Source organism: Streptomyces sp. GQFP, from assembly GCF_021545335.1.
In the GTDB taxonomy this organism is placed as follows: Bacteria; Actinomycetota; Actinomycetes; order Streptomycetales; family Streptomycetaceae; genus Streptomyces.
In genome coordinates, this window is the sequence record NZ_CP089312.1 from 4,688,451 (window position 1) to 4,713,098 (window position 24,648).

At 66.0% G+C, this 24,648-nt stretch carries 28 protein-coding genes; 15 read left to right on the forward strand and 13 right to left on the reverse strand.

The annotated features are described in order from the left end of the window. The first annotated feature begins 15 nt into the window (after nucleotides 1–15). From LUX31_RS20660 to LUX31_RS20690, 7 genes are all read left to right on the forward strand, one after another. On the forward strand, nucleotides 16–813 hold the full coding sequence (locus tag LUX31_RS20660) for a phytanoyl-CoA dioxygenase family protein (RefSeq protein WP_235479992.1): 798 nt from the start codon (nucleotides 16–18) through the stop codon (nucleotides 811–813). Between the two features lie 128 nt (nucleotides 814–941). After that, on the forward strand, nucleotides 942–2,264 hold the full coding sequence (locus tag LUX31_RS20665; RefSeq protein ID WP_235476274.1) for an MFS transporter: 1,323 nt from the start codon (nucleotides 942–944) through the stop codon (nucleotides 2,262–2,264). After that, a protein-coding gene (locus tag LUX31_RS20670; protein ID WP_235474007.1) for an IS3 family transposase occupies nucleotides 2,248–3,428 on the forward strand; the annotation gives its coding sequence in 2 pieces (ribosomal slippage) (nucleotides 2,248–2,512 and nucleotides 2,512–3,428; 1,182 coding nt in all). Before LUX31_RS20665 ends, LUX31_RS20670 begins: the two co-directional genes overlap by 17 nt. A gap of 107 nt (nucleotides 3,429–3,535) precedes the next feature. After that, nucleotides 3,536–4,102 (forward strand): DUF6817 domain-containing protein, encoded by a 567-nt coding sequence (locus LUX31_RS20675; protein WP_328285677.1) that lies wholly within the window; start codon nucleotides 3,536–3,538, stop codon nucleotides 4,100–4,102. 90 nt (nucleotides 4,103–4,192) lie between these two features. Continuing rightward, complete coding sequence (locus LUX31_RS20680; protein ID WP_235476277.1) at nucleotides 4,193–4,513, forward strand: hypothetical protein; 321 nt, start codon at nucleotides 4,193–4,195, stop codon at nucleotides 4,511–4,513. Then, nucleotides 4,510–4,647: a hypothetical protein gene (locus LUX31_RS20685; protein WP_235476278.1), complete on the forward strand. Its 138-nt coding sequence runs from the start codon at nucleotides 4,510–4,512 to the stop codon at nucleotides 4,645–4,647. The genes LUX31_RS20680 and LUX31_RS20685 overlap by 4 nt, the downstream gene beginning before the upstream one ends. A gap of 549 nt (nucleotides 4,648–5,196) precedes the next feature. Next, the gene (locus LUX31_RS20690) at nucleotides 5,197–5,421 is read left to right on the forward strand and encodes a hypothetical protein (RefSeq protein WP_235476279.1); all 225 of its coding nucleotides are present in this window, start codon (nucleotides 5,197–5,199) and stop codon (nucleotides 5,419–5,421) included. A gap of 449 nt (nucleotides 5,422–5,870) precedes the next feature. Here the strand turns inward: LUX31_RS20690 and LUX31_RS20695 are convergent, their stop codons facing one another. Continuing rightward, the gene (locus LUX31_RS20695; protein ID WP_235476280.1) at nucleotides 5,871–6,107 is read right to left on the reverse strand and encodes a hypothetical protein; all 237 of its coding nucleotides are present in this window, start codon (nucleotides 6,105–6,107) and stop codon (nucleotides 5,871–5,873) included. Between the two features lie 253 nt (nucleotides 6,108–6,360). On the opposite strand from LUX31_RS20695, the gene LUX31_RS20700 reads away from it, so the two are divergent. The 3 genes from LUX31_RS20700 (at nucleotide 6,361) to LUX31_RS20710 (ending at nucleotide 9,767) form a co-directional block, all read left to right on the forward strand. Next, complete coding sequence (locus tag LUX31_RS20700) at nucleotides 6,361–7,152, forward strand: helix-turn-helix domain-containing protein (protein ID WP_235476281.1); 792 nt, start codon at nucleotides 6,361–6,363, stop codon at nucleotides 7,150–7,152. 534 nt (nucleotides 7,153–7,686) lie between these two features. Next, nucleotides 7,687–9,387 (forward strand): hypothetical protein, encoded by a 1,701-nt coding sequence (locus tag LUX31_RS20705; RefSeq protein WP_235476282.1) that lies wholly within the window; start codon nucleotides 7,687–7,689, stop codon nucleotides 9,385–9,387. After that, nucleotides 9,384–9,767 carry a hypothetical protein gene (locus LUX31_RS20710; protein WP_235476283.1) on the forward strand — a complete coding sequence of 128 codons (384 nt, stop codon included), beginning with the start codon at nucleotides 9,384–9,386 and terminating at the stop codon, nucleotides 9,765–9,767. Before LUX31_RS20705 ends, LUX31_RS20710 begins: the two co-directional genes overlap by 4 nt. A 42-nt stretch (nucleotides 9,768–9,809) precedes the next feature. Here the strand turns inward: LUX31_RS20710 and LUX31_RS20715 are convergent, their stop codons facing one another. Together LUX31_RS20715 and LUX31_RS20720 are read right to left on the reverse strand one after the other, a co-directional pair. Further along, a complete protein-coding gene (locus LUX31_RS20715) occupies nucleotides 9,810–10,220 on the reverse strand; it encodes a PIN domain-containing protein (protein WP_235476284.1) in 411 nt (136 codons plus the stop codon). Beyond that, the gene (locus tag LUX31_RS20720; protein ID WP_235476288.1) at nucleotides 10,217–10,438 is read right to left on the reverse strand and encodes a type II toxin-antitoxin system VapB family antitoxin; all 222 of its coding nucleotides are present in this window, start codon (nucleotides 10,436–10,438) and stop codon (nucleotides 10,217–10,219) included. The genes LUX31_RS20715 and LUX31_RS20720 overlap by 4 nt, the downstream gene beginning before the upstream one ends. A 727-nt stretch (nucleotides 10,439–11,165) precedes the next feature. Here LUX31_RS20720 and LUX31_RS20725 point away from each other — a divergent pair. Further along, nucleotides 11,166–11,624 (forward strand): helix-turn-helix domain-containing protein, encoded by a 459-nt coding sequence (locus tag LUX31_RS20725; protein ID WP_235476289.1) that lies wholly within the window; start codon nucleotides 11,166–11,168, stop codon nucleotides 11,622–11,624. 82 nt (nucleotides 11,625–11,706) lie between these two features. Continuing rightward, entirely contained in the window at nucleotides 11,707–12,195 is a 489-nt protein-coding gene (locus LUX31_RS20730; RefSeq protein ID WP_235476296.1) for a PIN domain-containing protein, read from the forward strand. Nucleotides 12,196–12,292: 97 nt separating this feature from the next. Here LUX31_RS20730 and LUX31_RS20735 read toward each other — a convergent pair whose 3' ends face one another. From LUX31_RS20735 to LUX31_RS20750, 4 genes are all read right to left on the reverse strand, one after another. Continuing rightward, nucleotides 12,293–12,619 (reverse strand): hypothetical protein, encoded by a 327-nt coding sequence (locus LUX31_RS20735; protein WP_235476297.1) that lies wholly within the window; start codon nucleotides 12,617–12,619, stop codon nucleotides 12,293–12,295. 77 nt (nucleotides 12,620–12,696) lie between these two features. Further along, nucleotides 12,697–14,073, reverse strand: a complete 1,377-nt coding sequence (locus LUX31_RS20740) for an FtsK/SpoIIIE domain-containing protein (RefSeq protein WP_235476299.1) — start codon at nucleotides 14,071–14,073, stop codon at nucleotides 12,697–12,699. Beyond that, nucleotides 14,073–14,429, reverse strand: coding sequence for an SCO3933 family regulatory protein (locus LUX31_RS20745; protein ID WP_235476301.1), 357 nt, complete (start codon nucleotides 14,427–14,429; stop codon nucleotides 14,073–14,075). The genes LUX31_RS20740 and LUX31_RS20745 overlap by 1 nt, the downstream gene beginning before the upstream one ends. 169 nt (nucleotides 14,430–14,598) lie before the next feature. After that, nucleotides 14,599–15,387, reverse strand: a complete 789-nt coding sequence (locus LUX31_RS20750) for a GntR family transcriptional regulator (RefSeq protein WP_235476305.1) — start codon at nucleotides 15,385–15,387, stop codon at nucleotides 14,599–14,601. 107 nt (nucleotides 15,388–15,494) lie between these two features. Here LUX31_RS20750 and LUX31_RS20755 point away from each other — a divergent pair, with 107 nt between their 5' ends. The 3 genes from LUX31_RS20755 to LUX31_RS20765 are packed head-to-tail and all read left to right on the forward strand — an operon-like array spanning nucleotide 15,495 to nucleotide 16,778. After that, nucleotides 15,495–15,902, forward strand: a complete 408-nt coding sequence (locus LUX31_RS20755; protein ID WP_235479993.1) for an NUDIX hydrolase — start codon at nucleotides 15,495–15,497, stop codon at nucleotides 15,900–15,902. Nucleotides 15,903–15,948: 46 nt separating this feature from the next. Further along, nucleotides 15,949–16,377 (forward strand): ATP-binding protein, encoded by a 429-nt coding sequence (locus tag LUX31_RS20760; protein ID WP_235476307.1) that lies wholly within the window; start codon nucleotides 15,949–15,951, stop codon nucleotides 16,375–16,377. After that, nucleotides 16,371–16,778 carry a hypothetical protein gene (locus LUX31_RS20765; RefSeq protein WP_235476308.1) on the forward strand — a complete coding sequence of 136 codons (408 nt, stop codon included), beginning with the start codon at nucleotides 16,371–16,373 and terminating at the stop codon, nucleotides 16,776–16,778. The genes LUX31_RS20760 and LUX31_RS20765 overlap by 7 nt, the downstream gene beginning before the upstream one ends. Before the next feature lie 261 nt (nucleotides 16,779–17,039). On the opposite strand, the gene LUX31_RS20770 is transcribed toward LUX31_RS20765, so the two are convergent. The 6 genes from LUX31_RS20770 to LUX31_RS20795 form a co-directional block, all read right to left on the reverse strand. After that, complete coding sequence (locus tag LUX31_RS20770; protein WP_235476311.1) at nucleotides 17,040–18,794, reverse strand: GmrSD restriction endonuclease domain-containing protein; 1,755 nt, start codon at nucleotides 18,792–18,794, stop codon at nucleotides 17,040–17,042. A 731-nt stretch (nucleotides 18,795–19,525) separates the two neighbouring features. After that, nucleotides 19,526–20,824 (reverse strand): MDR family MFS transporter, encoded by a 1,299-nt coding sequence (locus tag LUX31_RS20775; RefSeq protein ID WP_235476312.1) that lies wholly within the window; start codon nucleotides 20,822–20,824, stop codon nucleotides 19,526–19,528. Beyond that, a complete protein-coding gene (locus LUX31_RS20780) occupies nucleotides 20,821–21,933 on the reverse strand; it encodes a PLP-dependent cysteine synthase family protein (RefSeq protein ID WP_235476314.1) in 1,113 nt (370 codons plus the stop codon). The genes LUX31_RS20775 and LUX31_RS20780 overlap by 4 nt, the downstream gene beginning before the upstream one ends. 711 nt (nucleotides 21,934–22,644) lie before the next feature. Beyond that, nucleotides 22,645–23,142 (reverse strand): hypothetical protein, encoded by a 498-nt coding sequence (locus LUX31_RS20785; RefSeq protein WP_235476323.1) that lies wholly within the window; start codon nucleotides 23,140–23,142, stop codon nucleotides 22,645–22,647. Between the two features lie 231 nt (nucleotides 23,143–23,373). Further along, entirely contained in the window at nucleotides 23,374–24,021 is a 648-nt protein-coding gene (locus tag LUX31_RS20790) for a DUF305 domain-containing protein (protein ID WP_235476324.1), read from the reverse strand. A gap of 87 nt (nucleotides 24,022–24,108) precedes the next feature. After that, nucleotides 24,109–24,540 carry a DUF6153 family protein gene (locus tag LUX31_RS20795; RefSeq protein WP_235476326.1) on the reverse strand — a complete coding sequence of 144 codons (432 nt, stop codon included), beginning with the start codon at nucleotides 24,538–24,540 and terminating at the stop codon, nucleotides 24,109–24,111. Nucleotides 24,541–24,648 lie beyond the last annotated feature (108 nt).

Below are 24,648 nucleotides of genomic sequence, written 5' to 3' on the forward strand. Positions count from 1 at the left end.
GGAGTTGTCGTGGACATGACCTATGCGCAGCCCGTCGAGCTGGCCACTCGCGTCACCACCGAAGGTTGGGCCATCGCCAAAAACTGCCTCGATGCCGATGAGATCCACAACGCTCGGACCCTGATCGCCGCGCATTTCCAAGCAGGGAAGGGCCTGTTACTCGACGGGGCGAAGGTGCAGCCGGCCGCTGCTCACCTCGTTCCCGGTCTCGCCTGGCTCTACGCCCATCCTCAGATCGTCGAAGTCGCCAGGGCCGCGCTGGGGACGCGGGACATCACCTTCACCGGTCACAGCGACGCCCATCAGGGGTTCACCCTGGGCTGGCACAAGGACAGCGGCAGTGAAGCCCTGGGGGATCCGCTCTGCGGATACTTCGGCGGATCGTCCGCAGCGCTCTTCCAAGGGGTGCCCGAAGTCGTGAAGTTGGGCATCTACCTCCAGGAGTCGACAAGCAGCAACTGCCTGCGGGTGGACCCGGGCTCGCATCTGCGCCCGCACCTGCAACCGGTGCGGCCTACCGAGGTACTGATGGAGGCCGGCGACATCGTGGTATTCGACGTGCGGATCACTCATGCCGGGGCCATGGTTCCCTACCCGGACTCGCCGGAACTCCACGCACTACGCGAACGCATCTCGGCCTTCGTCACCTTTGGCCGAAGCAGTGAACGCACGAGGTATTTCTCGCAGGCGAACATGGTGCGACAGCGGCGACAGCTCGGTCTCCCTGAGGAGGAGGCGGCGGGGATGACTATGGACGGAGGTCACGCGGCTCTCCTCGCATCACTGGATGTCCCTGTGTGGGAGGAGAGTTGAGCTCACCTTCGAGCGAACCGCAACGGGATCCGGCCGGGTCGCGGTCCGGTCATGTAGCGAGCGAGTCAGGCAAACCGCCGACGCAAGGTGGCCAGGGTTGGGCAGCCCAGGTCTCTGGTCGAGCCTGGTTGGCGTGGTCGGCTGGCGCGCTGACCTACGTCATCGCCATCTTCAACCGGGGAAGTCTCGGCGTGGCCGGCCCGATGGCCGCAGATCGCCTCGGGATCGACGCCACAGCTCTGTCCACGTTCAGCGCTGTCCAACTCGGCGTCTTCGCCGCCACCCAGATCCCCGTCGGCTTGTTTGTCGACCGCTACGGGCCGCGGAAACTGCTGACCACGAGCCTGGCGGTCATGGCGGCCGGACAGATGCTGGTGGCTGGGGGCGTGAACTTCCCCATGGTTCTCGTCGGCCGCGCTCTGCTGGGCTGCGGTGACGCCATGGTGATGATCAGCGTGCTGCGATTGATCACGGCTTGGTTCCCTGCTCCGCGTACTCCCGTTCTCGCGCAGGTCACCGTCGTGGTCGGCACCGCAGGCGGCCTCGCGGCCGCGCCCCCGCTGTCCACCGCGTTGAGGGCCTTCGGATGGGAGCCGGTATTTTTCTCCATCGCCCTGGTGACCGCATGCATGATTGCCGTGGTGTGGCTGGTGGTTCGCGACGCGCCTCCTGACAGTCCGCTGTTTGGTGCGCACGATGCCGGAGACAGCACCCTGCGGACCGGCCTGGTCGAGGCGTGGCGGCAACCCACGACTCAGCTGGGCCTATGGCTGATGTTCACGGTTCACTTCCCGGTTCAGGTATTCGTCCTCCTGTGGGGCTATCCCTTCCTGACACAGGCCCAGGGATTGTCCGAGACGACGGCCAGCTACGTGACTGCGGTGCCTTTGGTAGTGACCATGGTGCTCGGCCCCGTGTTCGGCGTCATCTCCGGTCGACGCCCCCACTGGCGCATACCCATCGTGCTCGGCATCGTCTCCACCACCACACTGGCCTGGGGCACAGTGCTGTTGTGGCCCGGCGGGCAGGCCCCGTTCTTCATCTTGTTCCTCCTGGCGACCGTCCTCGGCCTGGGCAACCCCGCCGCAGTGTTCGGCCTGGACATCGCGCGCTCCGGCAGCCCACCCCACAGGGTCGGTGCCGCATCGGGCATCGCCAATATCGGCGGCTACACAGCTGCTCTGCTGGCCATGATGCTCATCGGCGTTACGCTCGACCACACACACGCGCCCGCCGCAGGCCCGAGCCCAGCGGACTTCCGCACGGCCCTGGCCACCCAGCTCCTGGTCCAACTTCTGGGAGGCGGCCTCCTGCTGCAGAGTGCACGATGGACCAGAAACCGCTCGTCAAACGGCCCCAGCGACGATCTGAGGGGCCACGAAGTTTCCGGACGGGGACCCAATAGGGTTGTCCTGAACAGGAAACGAGGAAGAAGTGGCGCCACCCAGTAAGTACTCGCCGGAGTTCCGCGAGGAAGCCGTCCAGATCGCGTTGAGGTCAAGCAAGACGATCTCCGAAGTCGCCCGGGAGCTTGAGCTGAACCCGGAGACACTACGCGGCTGGGTCAAGAAGCACCAGAAGCAGCAGGAACCGGCTCCCGACGCCGAACTGACGGTAACCGAGCGGGCGCGCCTGAAGGAACTCGAACGACGCAACCGCGAGCTGGAGATGGAAGTTACCTTCCTGAAAAAAGCCGCAGCGTACTTCGCGAAGGATCCCCGGTAGCAAGCAAGTACGAGTTCATCGACGAGATGCGGCTCGACACCGAGGAGTACGCATACAGCGTCGAGTTCATGTGCGGCCGACTCGGCGTATCTAGATCCGGCTACTACGACTGGCGATCCCGCCCGGAATCCGCGACGACCCAGCGGCGCGAAGAATTGAAACTGCTCGTCGAGAAAGCCTTCGACATGTCCGACGGCACCTACGGACACCGGCGCATCCAGGCCCAGCTGCACCGCTGGGGCGTCACCGCGGGACTGGAGCTCGTCCGCCGGCTCATGCGCGAGCTGGGCCTTGAGCCCTGCCAGCCGCAGCCGAAGAGGTTCAGCCTCACCAAGGCCGCGGCCGGCCAGGTGCCGGACCTCGTCGGGCGCAACTTCACCGCGGATGCGCCCGGCGAAAAACTCGTCGGCGACATCACCTACATCTCGACCGGGGAAGGCTGGCTGTACCTCGCAACGGTCATCGACTGCTGCACGAAGGAAGTCATCGGTTACGCAATGGACGACCACTACCAAACCCCACTGATATCCAGGGCGATCCACAACGCGGCACGCAACAGGAACCTCTCGGCCGGCGCGATATTTCACTCCGACCGCGGAAGCAACTACATGTCAGCCGAGTTCGGGAAGACGCTCGACCGGTACGGACTCCGCAGATCTTCCGGCCGCACCGGGATCTGTTTCGACAATGCCATGGCCGAATCATTCTTCGGCGCCCTGAAGAACGAGCGTGCATCAAGGGTGACTTACCTGACCCGCGAGGCCGCCCGGCAGGACATCACTCGCTACATCGAATTCTGGTACAATCGCAAACGCCTCCACTCGGCAGTGGGTTACCGCCCTCCGCGCGAAGTCCACGCCGAATACGAGAAGTTGCGAATTACCGCGTGAAACAGACGGTCAGACACCTGTCCGGAAAACGCGAGGCCCCTCAATCACCACAATGAGAAGCCCGCACCGACAAGTCGAGAACACCACCGGTGAAAGGACATCCACCCATGGCACCGGCCCCGCGACGACCTCTGGCCGGAACCACTCACGCAGCGATCGAGTCGTTTCTCCGCGGCCGGGGAGCAGGCCGGATGCCTCATCCGGGCGGCACGCTTCTGGAGCACCTGCGGCGAGTTCAGCTGCTCTTGGCCGAATGGGACGCGGACCCCGCGATCCAGACCGCAGGACTCTGTCATGCGACATACGGAACCGACGGCTTCGCACCGGCACTGCTGCCCCTCACCGAACGGGCGACCCTCGTCGCACTGATCGGTGAACCGGCGGAGTCGTTGGTCTACCTGTACGCCAGCTGCGACCGTGCCGCCGTCTACCCACGTATCGACGGCACTGGGGCAGTCGCCTTCCGGGATCGCTTCACTGGCCTTGAGCGGATTCCGCCGCTCGCCGACCTGCGGGCGTTTCTTGAGATCACGGCCGCCAATGAACTCGATGTACTCAAGCACAACACCGCCCTGGCCGAGCAGCACGGCCCCGAGCTGCTCGCCTTCCTCACACGGGCCGGCTCGCTGATGTCGTCAGCCGCGCAGGATGCCGTCGCCCAACAACTGGCGTAGGTCCCCGCGTCGGCCAGTACGGCGGTTCAGCTGGCGAGGTTTGGCCTGATCAGCCTGCGGTTCAGCGAGCACCACCATGGGCTCCGAGGTATGAATCTGCGTCTGAGCACCGTGATCCGGCCATCGGGGGTGAGCGTGTTCCATCGCTTAGGGCCGGAACGGTCGCGGTGGACGTGGGACCACGACGGTGACGAGAAGCTGTACGGCATCGCGGTGCGCGCCTCCATGACAGCGTCGGAGATCAGCAAGCACTACGGGGTGCACGGGAGCAGGTTAGGTCGTGTCCCTTGTAGTGCAACGCCGTTGCACATGGCGGGACGCCATCCGTACTTCTCCTGGACCCTTCTGCAGATCTTCGGAGTACCGGACTTCGACAACCGCTTCGAGCAGGCCCGACACACGACGTCATGAACGGAGATCCGCAACGGCTCGCGGAGGCCCGCCAAGAATTGGCCGTCTCTCCATTCAGCGCCAGCATCCTGCTCGACGGCATCCGCGCGGCCTGGGGACTCACACCGTCGAACCCGTGGCTCGACCCGCGCTGACCGGCCACCAGTTGCTGGCGACAGCGCCCCAAACAACCACCGTGGCCGGGAATGTGCGACCGCAACGCCCCACCGAGTGCTGGCCTTCATGTCGAGCTGGGCGAGCACAACGAAAGCAGCACAGACGCAGTTCTGCCTCCCGGTCCGGCTCCGTGCCCTCCGCGTGCCTTAAGGGCGGAGAAGCACGGTCAACAGCGGTATCTCCGAACATGCATGACCACCGTATGGAGAGACATACGCGCAGGTCAGCGTCATAGCGCCCGCCCAAGCGTCATAGCTTCCCAAGCTGAGAGTGCGAGTTCGATTCTCGTCACCCGCTCTTTTCAAAGCCCCAGGTCAGTGGCCTGGGGCTTGTGTATTGGTGGGTTTTTCGGGGTCGTTTCGGTAGGTGGAGCCTGGGAAGATCGGGCACGCGGAGGGCACGAACTCCGGGGCATCTCGCAGAGCCAGCCAGCGGGAAGTCGCTGACCTGCGATGTTGCTCGAAGGATCGGCTCGCTCGCCGGTGAAAGCCCTCAGCTTGCCGTTCCCCCGACGAGACCGGTCGGCGTTGTGTGCTTACAGCAGGAGGAGCGGCCGGGCGTGGGGTGGCCCGGCCGCGTGCCCGCGCTACAACGGCGAGGGCGACGGCACGTTCACGGCCCGCGTCAAGGTGCTGTCGAACTGGGGCGGCTCGTACAACGCGGTCGTCGGGGTCGGCGGCATCACGGACGACGGCAGGCCGGACCTGGTCTCCCGCGACACCAGTGGCAAGGTGCCGGCGCAACAGCGGTGACGGAAAGGGCTCGTTCGGTCCGCGGGCGCAGGTCGCGAGCGGCTGGAGCGGCTACAAGGTCCTTTCTTAGGCGGTGAGTTCGGCCTTCCAGGGCGCCCGGGGACTTGATGTCACCGGGCGCCTTTGCACTTCCCGCCTTGTGCCGGCGCACAGTTGACGCTCCTGGGGTGGCGGGGCTCATGGGCAGACGGGGCGGATCCGCGTTCGGCGTGGTCAGCACGGTCGCGGGACGCTGCTGCCGGTCGTCCCCGCAGCCGCCGTGCGTGGAGCGGTCCGCGGCGACTTCAACGGCGACGGCTACCGCAACACGGCCCTGACAGACCGGTCGGGGCAGGTGGCGATGCGCTCGCCGAGCACGGTCCGATCAACCCGTGTCGACGCGCGGCTGACAGTGGTGGCCTGCCCGTCGCCGTGGTACCCGCGATGGGACCGAGGAGACGCGGTATTCGCTATGCCTCGCTCTCCGCCACGCCGGGCCGCAGATCCGGATTGCCCGGACGGGAGGGCTCGGGCGGTGCGAGCGCGTAGCCGGCAACCAGTCCTCCCACTCCCAGAAGGCAGTCCAGGTAGACCACCGTCGACTGCGCGGTGCCGTTGACCACCGTGATCAGAACCACCCCGGTCACGAGCACGGCAAGAAATGTCATGTAATGGCGGCGGAGCGACATCCTCAGGTCGATCGGCATGCTTGCTCACCTTCCCCGTCTAGTCCTCGGCTTGAGACATCGGTCCATTCGACCAGCCGTCCCTCCACGTGGTCCAAGGATTCCTGCGCAGTCCGGCATTCTCGGAATGCATCGGAGGATTTCAGGCTTCTTCGGCGGGATTCGGTGATGTTCGGCGGTTGCCCGGCGAAAGTGGGACGATCACGGTCGTCGGACCCGGCGAGGCTCTTGGAGAGGGACCATGGACGCCCACCCACGCGGCGCGCCGTTACCTGTGCGGCAATTCGCATCGGAGCTGCGCCGGTTGCGCATCGCCAAGGGCAACCTTCAGATAAAAACGATCGCCGCGCGGGCGCAGTGCAGTCCCGCGACGGTCTCCGAGGCCCTCAACGGGCGTCGCCTGCCCGGCGAGATGGTCACCCGCCGCCTGGTTGCCGTGCTGGGCGGGGACTGGACCCAGTGGCAGGCTCTGTGGCGTGAGGCCAGGACGGAACTGGACACGCTCAAGCGGGAGGGACCTGAGGCGCCGGTGGAAGCGCTGCGAGCCGAGATGGTGCGCTACCCAGACCCGCCCTCCTTCTACCGAGCCGCCGCCGACCGGATCCGGACGGCTCGCCGCGAGATCCGGCTCACCTACGTCCGGCTCCACCCGCCTGGTCACTGGGGAGCGGCGGAAGTGGCCGAGTACTTCAGCACGGTGCTGCAGTGGGCCAGGGACCACTCCGGTGAGGGTGCCAGTGTCCGGCGCATCATCGGTGTTCCTGAACGCGACGGAGCACCGCGGGCGGCCTACTTGCAGTGGCTGCGCGAACACCAGGAGGAAACGACGGACATATATGCCTACGAGGCGCGCGTCATGCCCTGGACTGCCTCCTGCGCCTGGCACAACACCGGCCTCGTGGACGACTCCGTCACTTTTCTGTCCTTCTCCGGTGCTGGCCGTCAACAGCTGACGGGATTCAGCGTGGAGGGGCCGGCCTTCCTGGCGTACTTCGCGGACAGCTTCGACCAGGCGTGGGGCGCGCTGGAGCCGCTGGAAGCGTATGTGGCACGCCACTGCCCTTAGCATGGGGCCATCGGCAGCCCTAGGGCGTGTGCTTCCGCAATGGCCGCTGCCGACCGATGGTCGCGCCCGGAGCCGGGCGCCCCTCTGCCGACGTGCAGGGACTCCCTCGTCCCCTGTTCGGGCGGTGTGCCCATGGTGTGCCCTTCAGAGCGGACAACCACGGTCAGCAGCGGTGTCAACAGATCCTCGCCTCCGCAGTGTTGTGACGAGTATGTGCAGGTCAGTGACCGCATGGCCGACCAAGCGCCGTGGCTTTCCAAGCTGCGAGTGCGAGTTCGATTCTCGTCACCCGCTCCCGATTGAAACCCCAGGCCAGTGGCCTGGGGTTTATTCGTCAGCACGGAGCCACCGGAGCCCTCGATACCACCGTTGCCCCCTCACCGCGGAGCAGCGCGATCCGGACGCCACTCGTGCTCCTTGGCCTGCCGGTTTTGTTGCGGTTGGCGGTATAGCCAGAGTCCAGGACACGCGGCACCATGGACCGTCGGCAGCCAAGGGGGGCACGCCGGGGCGCGGACGGGGCGTGAGCGAGCCATGGGATTAGGCAGAGAGCTCGGCAAGGACGCGGACAGTTCCGCGACCGTCGACAGCTTGTTGTTCAACGCGCCTTCCGTACCGCTGGGTGTCCTGGGCGGCACGCACGGCCAGGGGCTGGAGCAGACGGAGACGACACGGCTATTGAGTGCGGCGGCCTACCTGCGACCTGACTCCACAGCGGAGTTCCGCACGTGGCATAAGAACGAGCGGGCCAAGCTCAAGAAGAAGCTGACGCCCGAGTTCGTGCAGAAGTGGCTGGACAAGAAGCAGAAAGCACAGAAGGACGCCGCCGCCGACGAGGTGCCCGAGAAATCACAGCCGAAAGTAATCATCGGGCACGGCTATGTTCGCTGGGTACGCAACCGCGTCGCCGCTGGCCGCCCTGTGCCCGCCTTCGGTTTCGAACTCACCCCGGTCATCGAGCGCTGCGCCGCCGCCGAGGATCTGCTGTACCTTCGGCGGGCCGTCATGACCCTCGCTCTACTGGCCGGACTCGCGTGTCTGCGCACCACAGCCGCCGAGTTGGCCCCTGTTGTGGCGGTCGCAGGCTTATGGGCCGCCTTCTACCTCGACAGGTTCCTCGCCCACCGCCGCCTCGTGCGGATGGCCGGAGGATCCATCGAGACGGGCACTCGGGCACGCGGTCTCACCCGGAAGAGCCGCCGCGCCCTGACGGCCGTCAGACAGCTCAAGTTCGGGAAGGTGATCCCGTACGTCACCGAGATCCGCACAGGCAGCCCCAGATACCACTTCGTCGGAGCCGGGAAAGTCTGGTACGAGGCCCCGATCGGCATCGACGTCCTGCCCGCCCAGCCAAAGCCCGAGAACGACGACGGACCTCACTCCGCTGTCCCGGGTCCCCGTATCCCGACCGGACCAGAACCAGCCGGTGTCAGGCGGTTCACCCCGGACGAGTTGCTCACGCATGTCGTACGCGAGCTCAAGCGCGGTGCCGCGCCCAGCCCAGACTTCCACCCGGACAACCGGCTTGAGGCGTACGGCGTCGCCGCGATCTCCGCGGAGCGCTGGAAGGACATCACTCCCGAACTGTGGACGTCACTGAACGTCCTGGCCGAACACGGCGCCCAGGCCGTCGGTGCGGAACGCGCCCCGAAGGTGGCCCGCCGGTTCTTGTGCGCCCGGGTCATCTCCTGGGACGGTGAACTGGCGGCCTCGGTCTTCGTGGGTTTCGCCTATGAGGACCACTACCTGAGGGTCACCGTCCGCCCCCACGTGATGAACCCTCTCCATCCCACTCTGCGTGGCGCCGACGGCGAGGCCACCAAGTCCGGCTGGTCCTGGCACCGCGGCGCCTGGCTCGCCTCGGCCGTGGACGTGGCGCTGATGTTCGTCCGGCTGCTCAACCCCGGAAAGAACCACCGACGCCCGGAACTCGACAAGCAGAAAGGGCCGGTGAGCCTCCGCGAGGCGTACTCGACCCGGTACATGGACGACATGCTCCAGTACGACGACGCGCGCCGCTACATCGAGATGATGCAACGACGCATCTTCGACTCGGTCGAGAGGTTTCTCGAGGATCACAACGTCGACACCGGTTCCTACGTGCAGCAGACCACGGTCATTCTCCAGAACTCCGGCGTCATCAATTACGGCGAGATGGGATCCGTACAGAACCAGCCCGGAGCCGTCGGTTCTCAGATGAACGCCCAGCCCCCGCCAACAGGAGGAAAAGCGTGATTGGCAGGAACAGCCAACCCCCGAACGACAGTTCCGGCGTCGTGAACTACGGGGCGATGGGGAACGTCCAGAACCAGCCGGGTGCCACCAACTCCCACCAGAACCAGACCAACACCGGCTCTGGCCAGGATCAGTCGAAGGAATTCACCGCCTTGCTCGACCGCATCCGACAGCAGCTGGCGGCCGAGCAAGGCCGCGTCAACGACTACCAGCAGTGCGTCGTCCTTCTCGATCTCACCGCCCAGCAACGCCTCGACGACACCGGCGGCCGCACCGTGGCGAGGACCACGCTGGAACAGATCCTGACCAAATGCGACGGCATCCCCGGACTCGTATCCCTGGTGAGTTCTGCTCTCGCCTTGATCGCTACCTTCGCATGACGGTGAGGACAACTCCACAACCTGTCAGGCGCTGAAAACGCCTCAGACGATGTCGTGGACGTTGTGCTCGGTCAGGTCGGATGCGTGCCGGGCGACAGTGCCGTAGTCGGCATCGTCGTGCAGGACAGCCAGTCCGTGATGGGCTGCGGTCGCGGCGATGACGAGGTCCACCGCCGAGGCACTGCGATGTTCTCCGGCCCGGGCCATACGGTGCTGGACCCCACCAATCCAGCGCCCCGCGTTCTTCGGTACGGCCGCATCGGGGTAGAGGTCGGTGAACATCTCCGTGATCTCGTCGTACTCGCGTCCGTTCCGGGCGCTGTGGAGGAACTCGGCGCGCTGCACATAGCAGGATGCGATGGCCCCGGCGTCGATCGCGTCGTGCCAGGCCGACTGCAGTTTCGGATCGCGGAGCAGCCGGACCAGGCCGGACGTGTCGAGCAAGTAGATCACCGGCTGTTCTTCTCCGCCCGGTGCAGACGCTCCGCATCCTCGACGGCACCCCACTCACGCGCACGCTCGAAGTGACGGCTGATGCGCGCCGCGCGTTCCTGCTGCTCGGCGTAGAAGTTCAGAGCGAGATTGACCGCCTCCTTCTTGGTCCGGACGTGAGCCAGAGCCATGGCGCGCTCCAGGGCGTCGTCGTCGATGTCGATCTGGGTCACGGACATACCGTGCCTCCCACGCAATGTTGGTGATGTACATAGAAGAATACGTCACCAACATTTACGGGTCCACCTGTCAGCTCCGGTGTATGCAGTCGCGACGGACCCTCCAGATCAGCCCCACAGACGATGCGGTCCGGTCGGCGCAGGCGTTGCACGCTGTACGGCCCGGCTACTGGTCACCCCCGTGCCCACAGCGTGCCCGTAAGAGCGGACAACCACGGTCAACAGCGGTGCCACCAAGCACTCACGCCTGCAGCGACAGAACGAATCCGTGCAGGTCAGAAGCCATGTACCGGCCCAAGCGCCGTAGCTTCCCAAGCTGAGAGTGCGAGTTCGATTCTCGTCACCCGCTCTTATTGAAGCCCCAGGTCAGCGGCCTGGGGCTTACTTGCTTTCCAGACCTTTCGTCTCCTCTCGCGCCCCCCGACACGGCTCGAGATAGGGCACGCGGAGGGCACGGGGTCCCCTCGGCGTATTCGGTCGCCGCCTACCCCTCTCCTCAACTACACGGTCTGGCACGCCCCTTGGCGCACGGGGTCATGGCAAGACACGAGCCAAAGCCATCAGGTTGCCGTCCCCTTGACGAAGAGGGCCGGATGTTCGGAGTGCCGCGGGCTCGACAGCCGCCCGAACCGTCATCTTGTTTCACTTGTTGCGTTTACTTCGATTGTTTCGAATAATGGATATACGCAGACTCGACGCCTGCCTCCCGCACCGACAGGGGCGCACCATGGCCAAGACAGACATCCGACCCGTGAAGCTGCCACCTGAGAAGGCCGCGGCCGCAGCTCACGCGCTCGCACAGGTCCGCAGCTACCTGGCGGCACACCAGGACCTCGCAGAGATCACCGTGACAGTCGAGGACGGAGAGCGCGAGCTCCTCGCCCTACCCCGCGAGGCTGTGGAACTGCTCGCCGGCCTGCTGGCCCACCTGGGGGCCGGCCGCGCCGTCTCGGTCGTCCCGTCCGACGCCGAGCTCACCACACAGCAGGCAGCGGACATGCTCAACGTGTCGCGGCCATTCCTGATCGGGCTGCTCGAGGCCGGAGAAATCGAATACCGAACCGTCGGCACACATCGGCGGATCACCGCGTCGTCGCTCCTGCAGTACAAGCGCAAGGACGACCAGCGTCGCCGCGAAGCCGCCGACGAGCTCACCCAGCTCGGCCAGGAAATGGGAATGATCTAGCACATGGCCTTCGTCGCCATCTACGACGCCAACGTCCTCTACCCCAGCACCCTGCGCGACGTCCTCATCCGAATCGCGCAGGGTGGCCTCGTCCAAGCCAAGTGGACCGATCAAGATCCTCGACGAGACATTCCGTAACATCCTCAAGAACCACCAGGACATCCCGCCCGAGAAGCTCGACCGCGTCCGCGCCTTGATGAACGCTGCAATCCGGGACTGCCTGGTCAGAGGACACGAACCACTGATCGATGCCGTGAAGCTGCCAGACCCGGACGACCGGCATGTCCTGGCCGCAGCGATCCGGGCCAAGGCACAGGTCGTCGTCACCTTCAACCTGAAGGACTTCCCCACCGATGCCCTGGCCCCCTGGGACGTCGAAGCTGTGCATCCGGACGCCTTCCTGGAGACACAGATCGATCTGGCCCCGCAGGTCGTCTACGGCGCGGTGCAGAGGATCGCGGACAGCTGGCGAAAGCCGCCAGGCACAGTGGACGATGTGATCGCCAGGCTGGAGCAGCAGGGCCTGGTCGTCTCGGCGGCAGCCCTACGAACGCTTGCAATCACGCCTTGACTGCCGTTCTCAAGCACGCAAGGCGGTGACCGTGCGCACGCGGCACCACGCTACTGGCAAGCACATGGAACTCGGCTTCACCGAGATCGTCATCCACTCAGGAACGACAACTACGGGGAATCGCGGCACCGGGTGCACCCTCCCCGGCAAAGAGCACCTGTACCGCATCGGAGGGCACTGGGAAGGCGTCGCCCGATTCGGGGTCCCACAGTGTCACGTCACCACCGACCACGCCGAACGTGCCGTACACCTGCTTGGGGTCCAATCGGTGCCCGTACAGCGGCAGTTCGGCCAGGGAGCCGATCGGAATGACACAGACTGGTTGAGGATTGGCACCGTAGTAGTGATCCGGTACTCGGCCCGATTGCCACTGCCGTACCGCTTCATCGCGAGCCGCGTCGACGCGGGCCAGTTGGGCGCGCATGATGTCGCTCCTTCCGGATTCAGGCATGGGAGGGGTAGGGAGTCGACGACAGGAGTTGAGCGGGGCAGGGAGGAGAGTCAGTCGGTCACCGGGCGCGGCTGGACAGCCGGGGCCGGTGCTGCCACGGCAGCTACGGGCACGTCGGGCCGGAAGGGCTTGAGCGCGGGCAGGTCGGGCACCAGGTGGGCCGAGTCCCGGCAGATCTCGGCGGCGTCGCCGAGGGAGAGGTACGGCGTACGGATCCGGGACCAGCCGCCGGAGGTGTCACCGGCCACGGCCAGGCCGGGCCGTTCGGAAGCGATGGCGCACGCGGCACCGACGGCTTCCGGCGCGATGTCGCCGAGGGCCATCTTGGCGGAGGCTTCGTCGTTGACGCGGTGACAGACCCGGCCAGTGAGCTGGGCGCGGAGCATGGTGGCACCCTTGCCGAGTTCGGCGCCGAAACGCTGCCCGCAGACCTCCAGGTAGATCCCAGCGGCACGTCCGAGCTGAGCCAGCCGGATGAGCTGGGTGACCATCTCGTCCCGCCGTTCCTCCTCCTTCTTCGTGGCGACGAGGAAGAGTTCGGCCACCTCGTCGACGAACAGCACGATGGGCACCGGGCGTTGCTTCTCAGGCAGGCCCCAGATGTCCGAGGTGATCTCCTCGTCCGGGGTGCCGGGTGCGATGCCCTGGCAGGCCTTGATCAGGTCGTATCGGTCCTCCATTTCCTTGACCAGCGCGGGCAGTAGCTCGGCCGCCTGGTCGGGGTCGGTGGCGAGCGCGGAGAGCCGGGCGGCGAACGGCGCCAGTTCGACGCCGCGCTTGCAGTCGATGCCGACCAGGGCGACGGGTTGCCGGGCCAGTCCGGCGACGAGATGCCGCAGGTACATGGACTTGCCCGACAGCGTTGCGCCGAGGGTGAGTTGGTGCGGAACGGTCCGGTAGTCGCGTACGAACGCGGTCGCGTCCTCCCGCAGCGCCACAGAAACTTTCAGCAACCCGGTATCAGCCTTGCGGGGCATTCGTACCCGGCGCAGTACGTCGAAGCCGACGAGCCGCAGTTCGACGACGCCCGGCTTGACGGTCGTGACGTACACGGCGTGAACGCCCCAGGCGTGCCGCAGCCGTTCGGCCGAAGCGGCGACGTCGGCGGGTTCCTGCCCCGGAGCGAGCCGCAGACGAACCCGCAGCCCGGTCGAGGTGGGCCGGATGATGCCCCGGCGCGGTGGTACGGGCCGGACCTCACGCCGGGTGGTGGCCTTCACAGCCAGCACCCGCAGCCGGGACGGAGCGACGGTCAGGCCGCACGCCTCCATGACCGAGGTGTACGAGCCGAGCAGCCGGGCCGTAGAGATCGGCAGGCCGACCGTGGACCAGTACGCAGCCGGGTGCTTGGCCCGGGTGTAGGCGGCCCCGCCACCGAGTGCGGCGAGGGGACCACCCACTTCCAGAAGCGTCGTCAGGTCGCTCATCAGGCGGTGGCCCCTATCGCGGCGGGGAACGCGGCCGGGGTGACAGCGGCGGCCCGGAACGCGATGCCGTGACGCTGCTGCCCGTTGAACACGCTCTCCCACGGCCGGGCGACGAGCCCCGGCAGCGAGACGGGCGCCCCGAGCGCGAGCCCCTCGGAGACACCGCCCTCGGGAACGGTGACCTTGATCAGCGACGACTCGCCGTCCTGGATGTGAACGACACCGATCGTCATCAGCGCTTCACCTGTGACGGCGTCCTTGGCGATCTCGCCCGTCTGCCGGTCGCGGACCTTGGGCTCGGGAGCTTCGGTCAGCAGGATCGTCGCGGCCGAGGTCTCAACACGGATGGTACGCAAGACAGTTCTCCTACCTAGTCATCTATACAAGATGCGTGACGCGAACCCGATCTTCCGGGCTCACGCGGATCACTCTGACACGCAACTTGCCCACTCGTCTATACGAGTACGCCTGTTGGGGTGTACGAGTTCGGAGAAGGAGCCCCGCGCACCACCGCCCGTCATGCGCTCACGTCGCCGGGAGCTGGTACGACAGCACGTACGCGTCCGCCGCCATCACGGTGTCGCAGACCTCCACGGCCCGCCCCTCGGTGTCGAAGGCGGTACGGATCAGGTGGATCACGGGCACACCGGAGGCCAGCCGCAGCGTCTTGACCTCGGCGGGTGCGGGCATGCGGGCCCGGATCTCCTCCTCGAAGTGGTCGAGCCGGTGGCCGAGTTCCTCAAGCCGGGCGTAGATGCCGCCGGGTCCGGGGTTGGGTTCAGCAATCGCGGTACCGCGAGCGATGTCGAGCGGGAGGTAGGAGGCGGCGAACTCGACCGGCTTCCCGTCGAGGAGATACCGGCGCCGCCGGGCGAGCACCCGCCGCACCGAGCCGAGGCGAGCGGAGATGTCCTGGCTGGCCTTCTCCTCCTTCACCTCAAGACTGTCGACCTGCGGATGACTGCCGGCGGCGTCGGCCTCGACGATGAACGCGGACTTCCCCTGCTCTCTGTGCCGCCGGGCGAACCGGTCGGAGGCAAGCCGCCGCACGGGCGGCCGGGGCCGTACGAACACGCCCTTCCCGTGCTCCGCGTGCACAAGCCCCTCCCCCTGGAGGACAGAGAAGGAGTTTCGGACGGTCATCCGGGAAACCCCGTAGTGGTCGACAAGCTCAGCTTCGGAGGGCAGCTTGGCGCCCTCGGTGAACCGCCCACGGTCGATGGCCTCGCGCAGCTGGTCGGCGATCTGTCGGAAGACCGCACGATCGCTCGTGGGGTCGAGATCACCGAGCAAGCCGGATGGGAGTGAGGTCATGAGTACTCCTTCAGATATCTAGACGAGTGGGCGAGTGTTGTTGCTACGGTGGAGAGCCTAGCCACCTGAGAGGGCCGAGGAACGTGAGCACTGACCGTCCGCACTCCGTGAGCGTTGCCGGAGTCATCGTCGACGACCAGGGCCGCGCTCTGTTGATCCAGCGTCGCGACAACGGCCAGTGGGAACCCCCGGGCGGCGTCCTCGAACGCGAGGAAACCATCCCCGAAGCCCTGCAACGCGAGGTCCTCGAAGAAACCGGCATCAAGATCGCAGTTCCGGCGACCCTCACCGGCGTCTACAAGAACATGACGGGCCTGATCGTCTCGCTGGTCTTCCGCTGCGAGGCCGACAAAGGCACCCCCACCACCGGAACCGAGACCCGCGCACTGCGCTGGGCCACCCGCGAAGAAGTCTCCGAGCTTGCCGACGAGGCATACGCGATCCGCGTCCTGGACGCACTCGACGCCACCTCCCCGCCGGCCGTCCGCGCCCACGACGGCGTGAAACTCGTCTAGCCCGAACCCGCTGCACATGGCGGCCTACCAGCACGAAGGAACTTGTATGCACGAGTATATGAGCACAGCACGAGTCTGGGGACTCACTTGCCCAGGTTTCCCAGAAGAGATCAGCCGGGCCCGCCGCTGGACCCGCGACATCCTGCGCGACTCCCCCATGGCCGACGACGCCGAACTGATCGTCAGCGAGCTGAGCACGAACGCGGTTCTGCACACGGCCAGCGGATTGGAGGCCGGAAGCTTCCATCTGGCACTCGCGGTCTCGGCGCAGGTGATCGCCCTGTCGGTCACGGACGACGGGGGCACGGGCACGGCCCCGAAGGTCGAGCACCGGGACCAGGAGGCGGAGCACGGCCGGGGCCTGGGCATGGTCAGCGCACTCGCCCACCGGGTCGTGGTCCACGACAGCCAGTACGGCTACACGGTGACTGCGGAACTCTTCAAGGACACGCGCTCGGGAGGTCTTCCGTGCTGACAAACGGGCCCCGCCGGGGCTTCTGGTGCGAGTGCTGGACCGAGGACCTGACCGAGGCGGAGCAGCCCGTACTGCGGGCGTCCTTCGACGCCTACTCGCCACCCCAGGCAGACAGATGGATTGCGATCGCGCTGCGCACCATCTCACCGGCACTCGACTCGGACGCCTCCGACGAGGCATGGGCCTGGCTCTACGACGGACGCATCGAAACCAGGAGAGCTCTCCTTCACGCAAGACCCTGCACGGTGTCCATCACCCACGCCGACACTCGTATCACCTGGACCGTCCGACCGGCGCTCTTCCTGCCCCTCACACACCGCCAAGGAGTCGAACTCCCAGCCTGTGCACACGACTTCAAGGCCCCCACCAGCCACAGAACCGAGCCCCAGCAGACCGACTGAGTTACAACTTTCTCTACTGGTTCAAGGCGGCTCGCTCCGCTCCCCGCGCGCGGCCCGGCCCCCGGCCGGGCCTGCGCTCCTGCCTTCGTCCCGCTCCAGCCCGGCCGACGCCCAGGCCGCCCTCAGAACAGTCAGCGGCCTGGTGCCGGAGAAGGGTACGTCGCGGCTGAGGCGACCGCCTTCGCTGGGCCATGATCACTCGCGTCAAATCAGTGCCATCGCAATTCCGCTACACCGACCTGTCTGTCAGGTGCCCGATCGTCAGCTGAATCCCTTCACGAGAGCTGCGACTTTCCTAAATTCGGTGATTTCTTCCGTGGAAGAACCTTGCCTGACGAAGACTCGATCCCCACAATAGGAAAGATCGCTTTGACCGGGAATCAAGACTCTAATAACCGAGAGACCTTTATATTCGATTGTGTCCACACCGCTCATAATTTGGGTCGCCAAAGGTTCACTGATCGGTTGCTGGGCAAGTTTCGCCACAAAGCGTTGCACGTAAGCATCCAGCGAGATTTTAAGAATCTTCGCTTCCCTGTCTACGCCCACGACGTGATGTTGTCCGACTTCCATTGAGGTCACAGAATCAAGCATTTCGATTCTCTGCACATCGGCTTCCTTGTCGGCGACCCCAACAAACAGATAACCCTCGTGACCTCGTTGCACATTAGCGATTCCGCAAATGGTTTCGGCTAGCCGCTGGAATAGTGCGTCATCCCACTTTCTGCGGTTATCTAGCCTGAGGACCCCCTGCTTAAACTCGTACCGACTGGTTTCAATCCTGGATCTACGCAACGAGTTCTCGAAGTCCAGAGCCAACCCTGGCCCGTGACCAAAGACAGGAGGCACCCTGTTCACAAAGTATCTCTGGATAAGCCCCGTGATTGTATCAATATTAGAAGTGCGCTCCTCGGCCGAAGTATAGTGCCGTGCACTCTTTAGGCGAGGTCCAACATTCCTGAGGGCAGCAACAATGGCCGCATTGTCGGCGGGCGACTTCTGCTGGCGAACAATGAGATCAAAGAAAGCCATAAAAATGGCATAGAACGGTGTCCGGATAGGGTTTCCACTCCCAGGACGAACCAGATTCCTGAGACCGTTCGGGCCGGGGAGTTGGGAGTCGATCACCTCCGTCAGTACAGAGAACGTGGACTGGATCTCCTCTTGTAGTCGCCGACTGCCGTGGGCTGCAAGGGTTCGTTCGACACGCTTATGTTTTTCGCTTTGCGAATCATAGATCTCATCGAACTCTTCTTTACTGGCAGGGAAAGGACTTCCGAGCAAAATAGAGGCCGCAACATCCGCCACCATCTGTTCGTCGTCGCCTTCCCGCAGTTGTTTTACGTTGAGAATGCCATGCCGGATCCATACCGTGTCTTCTGCGCGAACCCCATACTGCTGCTTTTCGCGAGATGACTCAATGGAGATACTGGGCATGTCATGGAGAAGCAGAACGTCATCGGAAACATCTCCTCGCAGAGAGCTCGCAACGGTCCGCACCAACTCCGAAAAGGAGTTGAGCATTCCAGCTTGCCGCTTTTCCTGAGCGCTCAACTGGCGACCATTCGAGTTAATCCGACTGAATACGTCTGTGATTTGCCCCTCAGTCTGGGTCGGAAAGATCGTAACGGCTAGTTGGTAATCGAGTAGATTCGCACACTTGGCGGCAGGGAGCAGGGTTTCAGTTTCAGCTGGTGTGAAAGCCTTAGCCTCAGCAGCCTGGCGCGCCCGAGCGCTTTGCCCCAGATCAAAATGCATGCCCTTATACTCGAACTTCTGCTCAATGAAGGCAAAGATGGCATCTAGGCGCTGCATGCCATCAATGATCTCGTACTTTCCGCTCCCGTGAATCTCCGGCCTTTCAGCAAGAAGGATCAGGGGGATGGGGTAGCCGTCCAGGATGCTGTCAATTAGGAGCTGTTTTTCGGCTACAGACCATACGAGCTTTCGCTGGTACCGTCGATTCACCAGGAGTGAGTCGTCCCTGAAAAGCCGATATGCTTCCTGAACGCTCATGCCTCGGGGGGTAATGGAAACGTGGACTTCAGACGACAAGGTCCGCTCCCTCGCGTGTGCGGTGTGCAGTCCGCACAGCTTGGCACGTCCGGGCGTACTGTGTCTGAGTTTGTGCAAGGAGCGGGCTGGCAGGTCTCCATCTGCTCGCATTGCTAAGTCGCCTCCACCCCCTACGGTCTCCACCCAGAGGGCTCCCCGCATCGTAGTCACCGGCCGGTCGTCGTGGGTTGCTCTGGTCAGCACCACGACAGCGTGGCTAAGGCCGGTGGGGGTGCAACGAGGCACACGCGCACCTGATCGGTTGGCCGGCCCGCCATCGTGGCTGGCTGTCGGCGGCTGAGGTTCAGACAGACGGAGTCGAGGGGGCCGCCGTCGGCCAAGCGGGCGTTCGCAATGATCAATGCTGGGCCGTCCGCCGGTTGCCGAGGTCACTCACCGGCGACCAACAACGACAGACGAGCCCCGATGAGGGCAACAGCACGAAGAGATCGTGCCAGAACCGTGCCAGGTCGTACGGGGAACCACGGGGAACGGCGGGGACCATGTCGTCGACCAATCAGGTGTCGTAGCCGCCCCGCCGCAGGTCAGGCCAGCAATCGCCCTCAGAAGCCCCAAGCTTCCCAAGCTGAGAGTGCGAGTTCGATTCTCGTCACCCGCTCCATATTGAAACCCCAGGTCAGCGACCTGGGGTTCATTTGTTGCCTAGTCCAATTCGGGGTGCGGGTTCTGGGTCAGACCACCGCCGGCTGAGGCTCAGCGGCCTCGCGGGTCAGGTGGCCGGTCCTGTGCAGTCCGTAGAGGGACGCGGCGCAGGCCAGTCCCAGGACGAGCAGGGCCAGCCAGGGCAGTGCGGACATGCCCGCCGACCGCGCGGCGTCGAGGGCCGCCCCGGTGAGCAGGTTGCCCAAGGTGATGCCGGCACCGCAGATGGTGTTGTAGAGGCCGTAGTGCGTCGCGACCAGGCGATCGCCGGACAGGCGGACGATCGTGTCCATCTCGAAGGGGTACGCGATCATCGTCCCCAGCGCCAGCAGCAGCGCGGCCAGCGTCGGCGGGACGGCGGCGAGCAGCCAGCGCCCCACCCCCTCGTCCGGTATGGGCACGGCCGTCGCCGCGAGCAGCGGTACGAACGCCACGCCCATGCTCAACAGCCCCCAGGCCAGGGCCTGTCCGGGCTCCAGCCGATCCTTGCACCACGCGGTCACCCGGGTCTGGCCGAAGATCGTGGCCAGGCCCGAAGCCGCGAAGAGCACCGCGACGGCCGCGGTTCCGAACTCGCCGTCGCCGCCCAGGCGTCGTACCTCCAGCGGCAGTGCCAGGTAGACCTGGAAGGACAGGACGTACGAGCCGATCATGGCCGTCGAGAAGAGCAGGAACGCGCGGTTGCGCAGGATCCCGCCCCACTGGGCCAGCACGCGCTCCCGCCCGCCGGACTTCGCGTCCTCCGCGTCGTCCGCCCGCCTCGTGGGCAGCGAGCGGATCTGTACGACGCTCAGTACCGCGAAGACCGCCGCCGAGGCGAGGCAGGTGATGCGGAAGTCGAAGCCGGTCAGCAGCATCCCCACCAGCGGGCCGAGCAGGATGCCCGCCTGGTAGAAGACGTTGAAGAGGGCGAACGCCTCGACCCTGCGCTCCCCCGCGTCGGCGGCGAGATAGGCACGTACGGCCGGGTTGAACAACGCCCCCGCGAAGCCGGTCGCCGCCGAGGCGGCGAGCAGCGCGGGAACCGAGTCGACCAGACCGAGCGTGGCGAAGCCCACCGTGCGCAGCACGCATCCGGCGACTATCAGCGGCTTGTAGCCGAGTCGGTCGGCCAGGGTGCCGCCGATGAGGAACATGCCCTGCTGGCTGAAGTTCCGTACGCCCAGGATGAGTCCGACCAGCCAGCCGGCCAGGCCGAGGGAGCCGGATAGGTGGGCGGCCAGGTACGGCATCAGCATGTAGAAGCCGAGGTTGATGGTGAACTGGTTCACCATGAGGAGTTGGACGCTCCGTTCGTAGGAGCGGACCTGAGTGAGCATCGTCTTCACCGCGCCGCCTCGCCTTCGGCGCCGGCCGTCTCGGCCATCAGGGCGAGGGGGTCGCTGACCCTCGTGCAGCGGGTCCAGCGGGTGACTTCCTTCTCGTCGGGCCTGCCCACTACCTCCGGTTCGGGGGCGGGCGTCACGCCCAACAGCCCGTGCCTGGCGCAGTATTCGTCGTCGTAGACCGTCTCCAGGTACCGCTGAGGCCCGTCGGGGAAGATCGCCACGATCCGGGTGCCGGCAGGAGTCGTACGGGCGAGCCAGCCGGCGACCAGCGCGACCGCGCCGACGCTCCAGCCGCCCGTGGCGTAGTGCGAGGTGGCCAACTTCCTGCAGGCCCAGACCGATTCGCCCGGTGCCACCCAGTGCACCTCGCTGAAGTTCTCGTAGGCGACGTTGCGCGGGTGGATGCTGGAGCCGAGGCCGCGCATCAGGCGGGGTCGGGCGGGCTGGCCGAAGATGGTCGAGCCGACGGTGTCCACGCCGACCAGTCGCATCTCGGGGTACAGCTGGCGCAGGACGCGCGAGATGCCGGCCGAGTGGCCGCCCGTCCCGACGCTGCAGACCAGTACGTCGATGTGGCCCACTTGCGAGGCGAGTTCGAGGGCGAGCGGGGTGTAGGCCGAGACGTTGTCCGGGTTGCTGTACTGGTCGGGGCACCAGGCGTCGGGGCTCCGCGTCAGCAGTTCGGCGACCCGGTCGCGGCGGGCCTGCTGCCAGCCGCCGACGGAGTGCGGTTCGGGCGCCATGTCGACTGTGGCCCCGTAGGCCGTGAGCAAACGATTCATCGACGGTTCGAGGCCCGGGTCGGTGACCAGGGTGACGGGGTGCCCATAGACCATTCCGGCCAGGGCGAGGCCCAGGCCGAGCGTGCCGCTGGTCGACTCGATGATCGGACGTCCCGGACGCAAATCGCCGCGGGCGCGGGCCCGTTCGACCATGTGCAGGGCGGGACGGTCCTTGATGCCGCCGGGGTTGAAGCCCTCCAGCTTGGCCCAGAAGCCCCGGTCGGGCGGAGAGAAGGGCTGGGATACGCGCAGGACAGGGGTGTTGCCGACCAGCCCGGGGAGGGTGGAGTCGGCGGGGGTGAAGTCACTCGTGGTCAGAGAGTGCATCTCTTTCGCTCTCGTTCGATGCGGACGCGTGCGGATGCTCGTCTCGCGCGCCTGCGAGTGCGCGGCGCGCGGCGGGTCCGGCCGGGGCCGACCTGCCAGGGCGACGCCTATATGCGCCACTGGCAGAGGGAGATGAGAGCGGACCGGACACCGCTCGGCGGAAGTCTTCGCGCGGCGCCATGGGGATCGTGCGAGAGGCGGTCCGCCGCGTCCGTCAGCGACGCCGCGTCGGTGGTCGCAGGCGATGAGACACGAGCCGAGGACTTCGAGAACGCGGCTGCCTCGGCAGGGGCGTCGTGACAACGGTCGGGAGTGCCCGATGCGTCGAGGATCTCGTCCTCGGAGTCGTCCGGGGGCGACGGGGCTTCACTCGACGCGGCGGCCAAGTGACCGTGACGCTGCTCCGACGGTAGGAACTGATCGCTGAGACACGTCAGCATCGCGAACAGCAGGGCGTACAGCGCGGCCCAGACGAATCGGTTCCTCCGGAGCGAACACGCCGTGTGGGCATGGATATGGATATGGATGGGGACGGCGGCAGGCGTGGGGGGCACAAGTCCTCCGTGCGGCCCTGCCCCGGCCGGAAGGATCACGGCAGGGACAGAGATCAGTGGGGGGATGGCGTGATGGCGGAATCGGCCGTCGACCATCCCCGCACCGCGCCGAAGAACGCCACGCGGAGGAGGTCAGACGCCAGGAAGGCGCGCTGACCTAGATACGCAGAACCGCGGAGTCCGCCGCATGCGCTGGCGTGGCTACGAAGTCCCGGGCCGCGGCGTGACGAGTGTCCGCCAGCCGGGGCAGGCCGCCGTCACCGCTCTCCGAGCTCAGCGAAGACAGGCAGGGCACGCTCACACCGGGCCCCTGCGGAGGCTGCCCCAGCGCGCACTCCCCGCCGACATGGTGCTGCCCGTGCTGCCCGTGCTGCCCATGACCGTCGTGATGGTCGCCTGACGGAGCGTCGGGCGTCGCGCTCGCGGACACCGTCGACGTGGCAATCGCAACCTTCTCGCGGACCGCGATGGGCTCGAAATGAACGTCGGACACCGTGGCGCCTTCGCCGGAAGCGACGTGACGCACCGTGGTATCGGGGCTGACGGCATGCGTATACAGCAGACCGAAGAGGAACAGGCCCAGGCCCAGCACGCGCCACAGAACCGCTGTCGAGCGGCTCCGCTGCACACCGGAAGGCGACCAGGCCGTAATCACGCCGTGATCCTAACCCGCCTCAGAAGCCACTTGCGTTTTGAGCGATGGGAACACTGCGTGAACAAGCCACGTACGCCTGAGCCTGCCACCGCGTGAGACCAATCACAGGGACGGGAAAGGTACTTCATCAAATGCAAACAGTCGGTACGGTGCCTCGAACCTCGCGGCAAACACGAAAGCGGTGGGCCGCCGGGGTGAGTCCCCGGCGGCCCACCGATTCATGGCGCTGCGTCAGCTCTTGCCGAGCATCTTGTTCATCTGCTCGATCTCGGCGGTCTGGGCCGTGATGACGGCGTCCGCGAGCTTCGTCGCGGGGCCGTACTTGCCGTCGGCCTTCTCGGTCTCGGCCATCTCGATGGCGCCCTCGTGGTGCTGGACCATCATGTCGAGGAACATCCTGTCGAACTCGGCGCTGGATGCCTTCTCCAGCTTGTCCATGTCCTCGCTGCTCATCATTCCGGGCATGTCGGACGACATGTCGTGGCCCTCCATGCCTGACATGTCGGCGGGAACTTCCTCGCCCCATGAGGTGAGCCAGCCGGACATCGTCTTGATCTCCGGGTCCTGCTCCCCCTTGATCTTCGTGGCGAGGTCCTTGACCTCCTGCGACGAGGCACGGTCGGCGGCCAGCTCGGCCATCTCGACGGCCTGGCGGTGGTGCTGGATCATCTCCGTGGCGAAGTCGACGTCGGCGTCGTTGTGCTCGCCGGCCTCGGCCGAGGCGGACGCGGGTGCGGGTGCGGGTGCGGAGGGGCTGGAGTCGGAACCCATGGATCCCATGTCGTGCCCTCCGCCGCCACAGGCGGTGAGCACGAGGGCGGCCATTCCGGCGGTGGCGGTGAGGGCGGTACGGCGGATGAGCTTGCGGTGTGCGGTCATGGTTGAACTCCTGGGGTCGGATCTGCGAAGGGCATGCCGATACGTGGCGCCGCGCCCTCATGGGCATGCGGCGTCACGCGGGCCGCTCTAGATCCGCAGGAGCTGGAGTTCGGAGAGTGAAGGCGGCGCCCGGCCGCCGTCGGGGCCGCTGCCGCCCGGAGAAGTGACCACGAGGGGCACTCCGGCGCAGGCCACCACATCGGGCAGCAGCTCGGGCACGACACCGGGTGCCCCGGTCACCGACGCGGAGGCACAGGTCGGATCCGCGTGGTTCGTGTGGCCCTGGCAGTCGCCGCCGTGATCGCAGCCGGCGGACTTGGACACCGTGGCACCCATGCCCATGCCCATACCCATGCCCGCGGACGCCACCGTCCGGTCGTGCCCGTGGGCAGCCGCGAGCTCCGGCACCGGTCCGAGACCGTGCATACCGAGCAGGCCCAGCAGCAGAGCGCCCACGAGCAACCCACAGGACCGCAAGAGCGATTGCGGTGAAGGGGCGAGCTGTACGCGGCGCGTCACGGCGCCATCGTAGGCACAGGCCGTTGATCCCCTGCGTCTCGGACGTACGCGAGGCGGGCTACGAACCGGCCGAGCAGGTGTGCACCTCCGCCGCCAAGGGATTCCGGC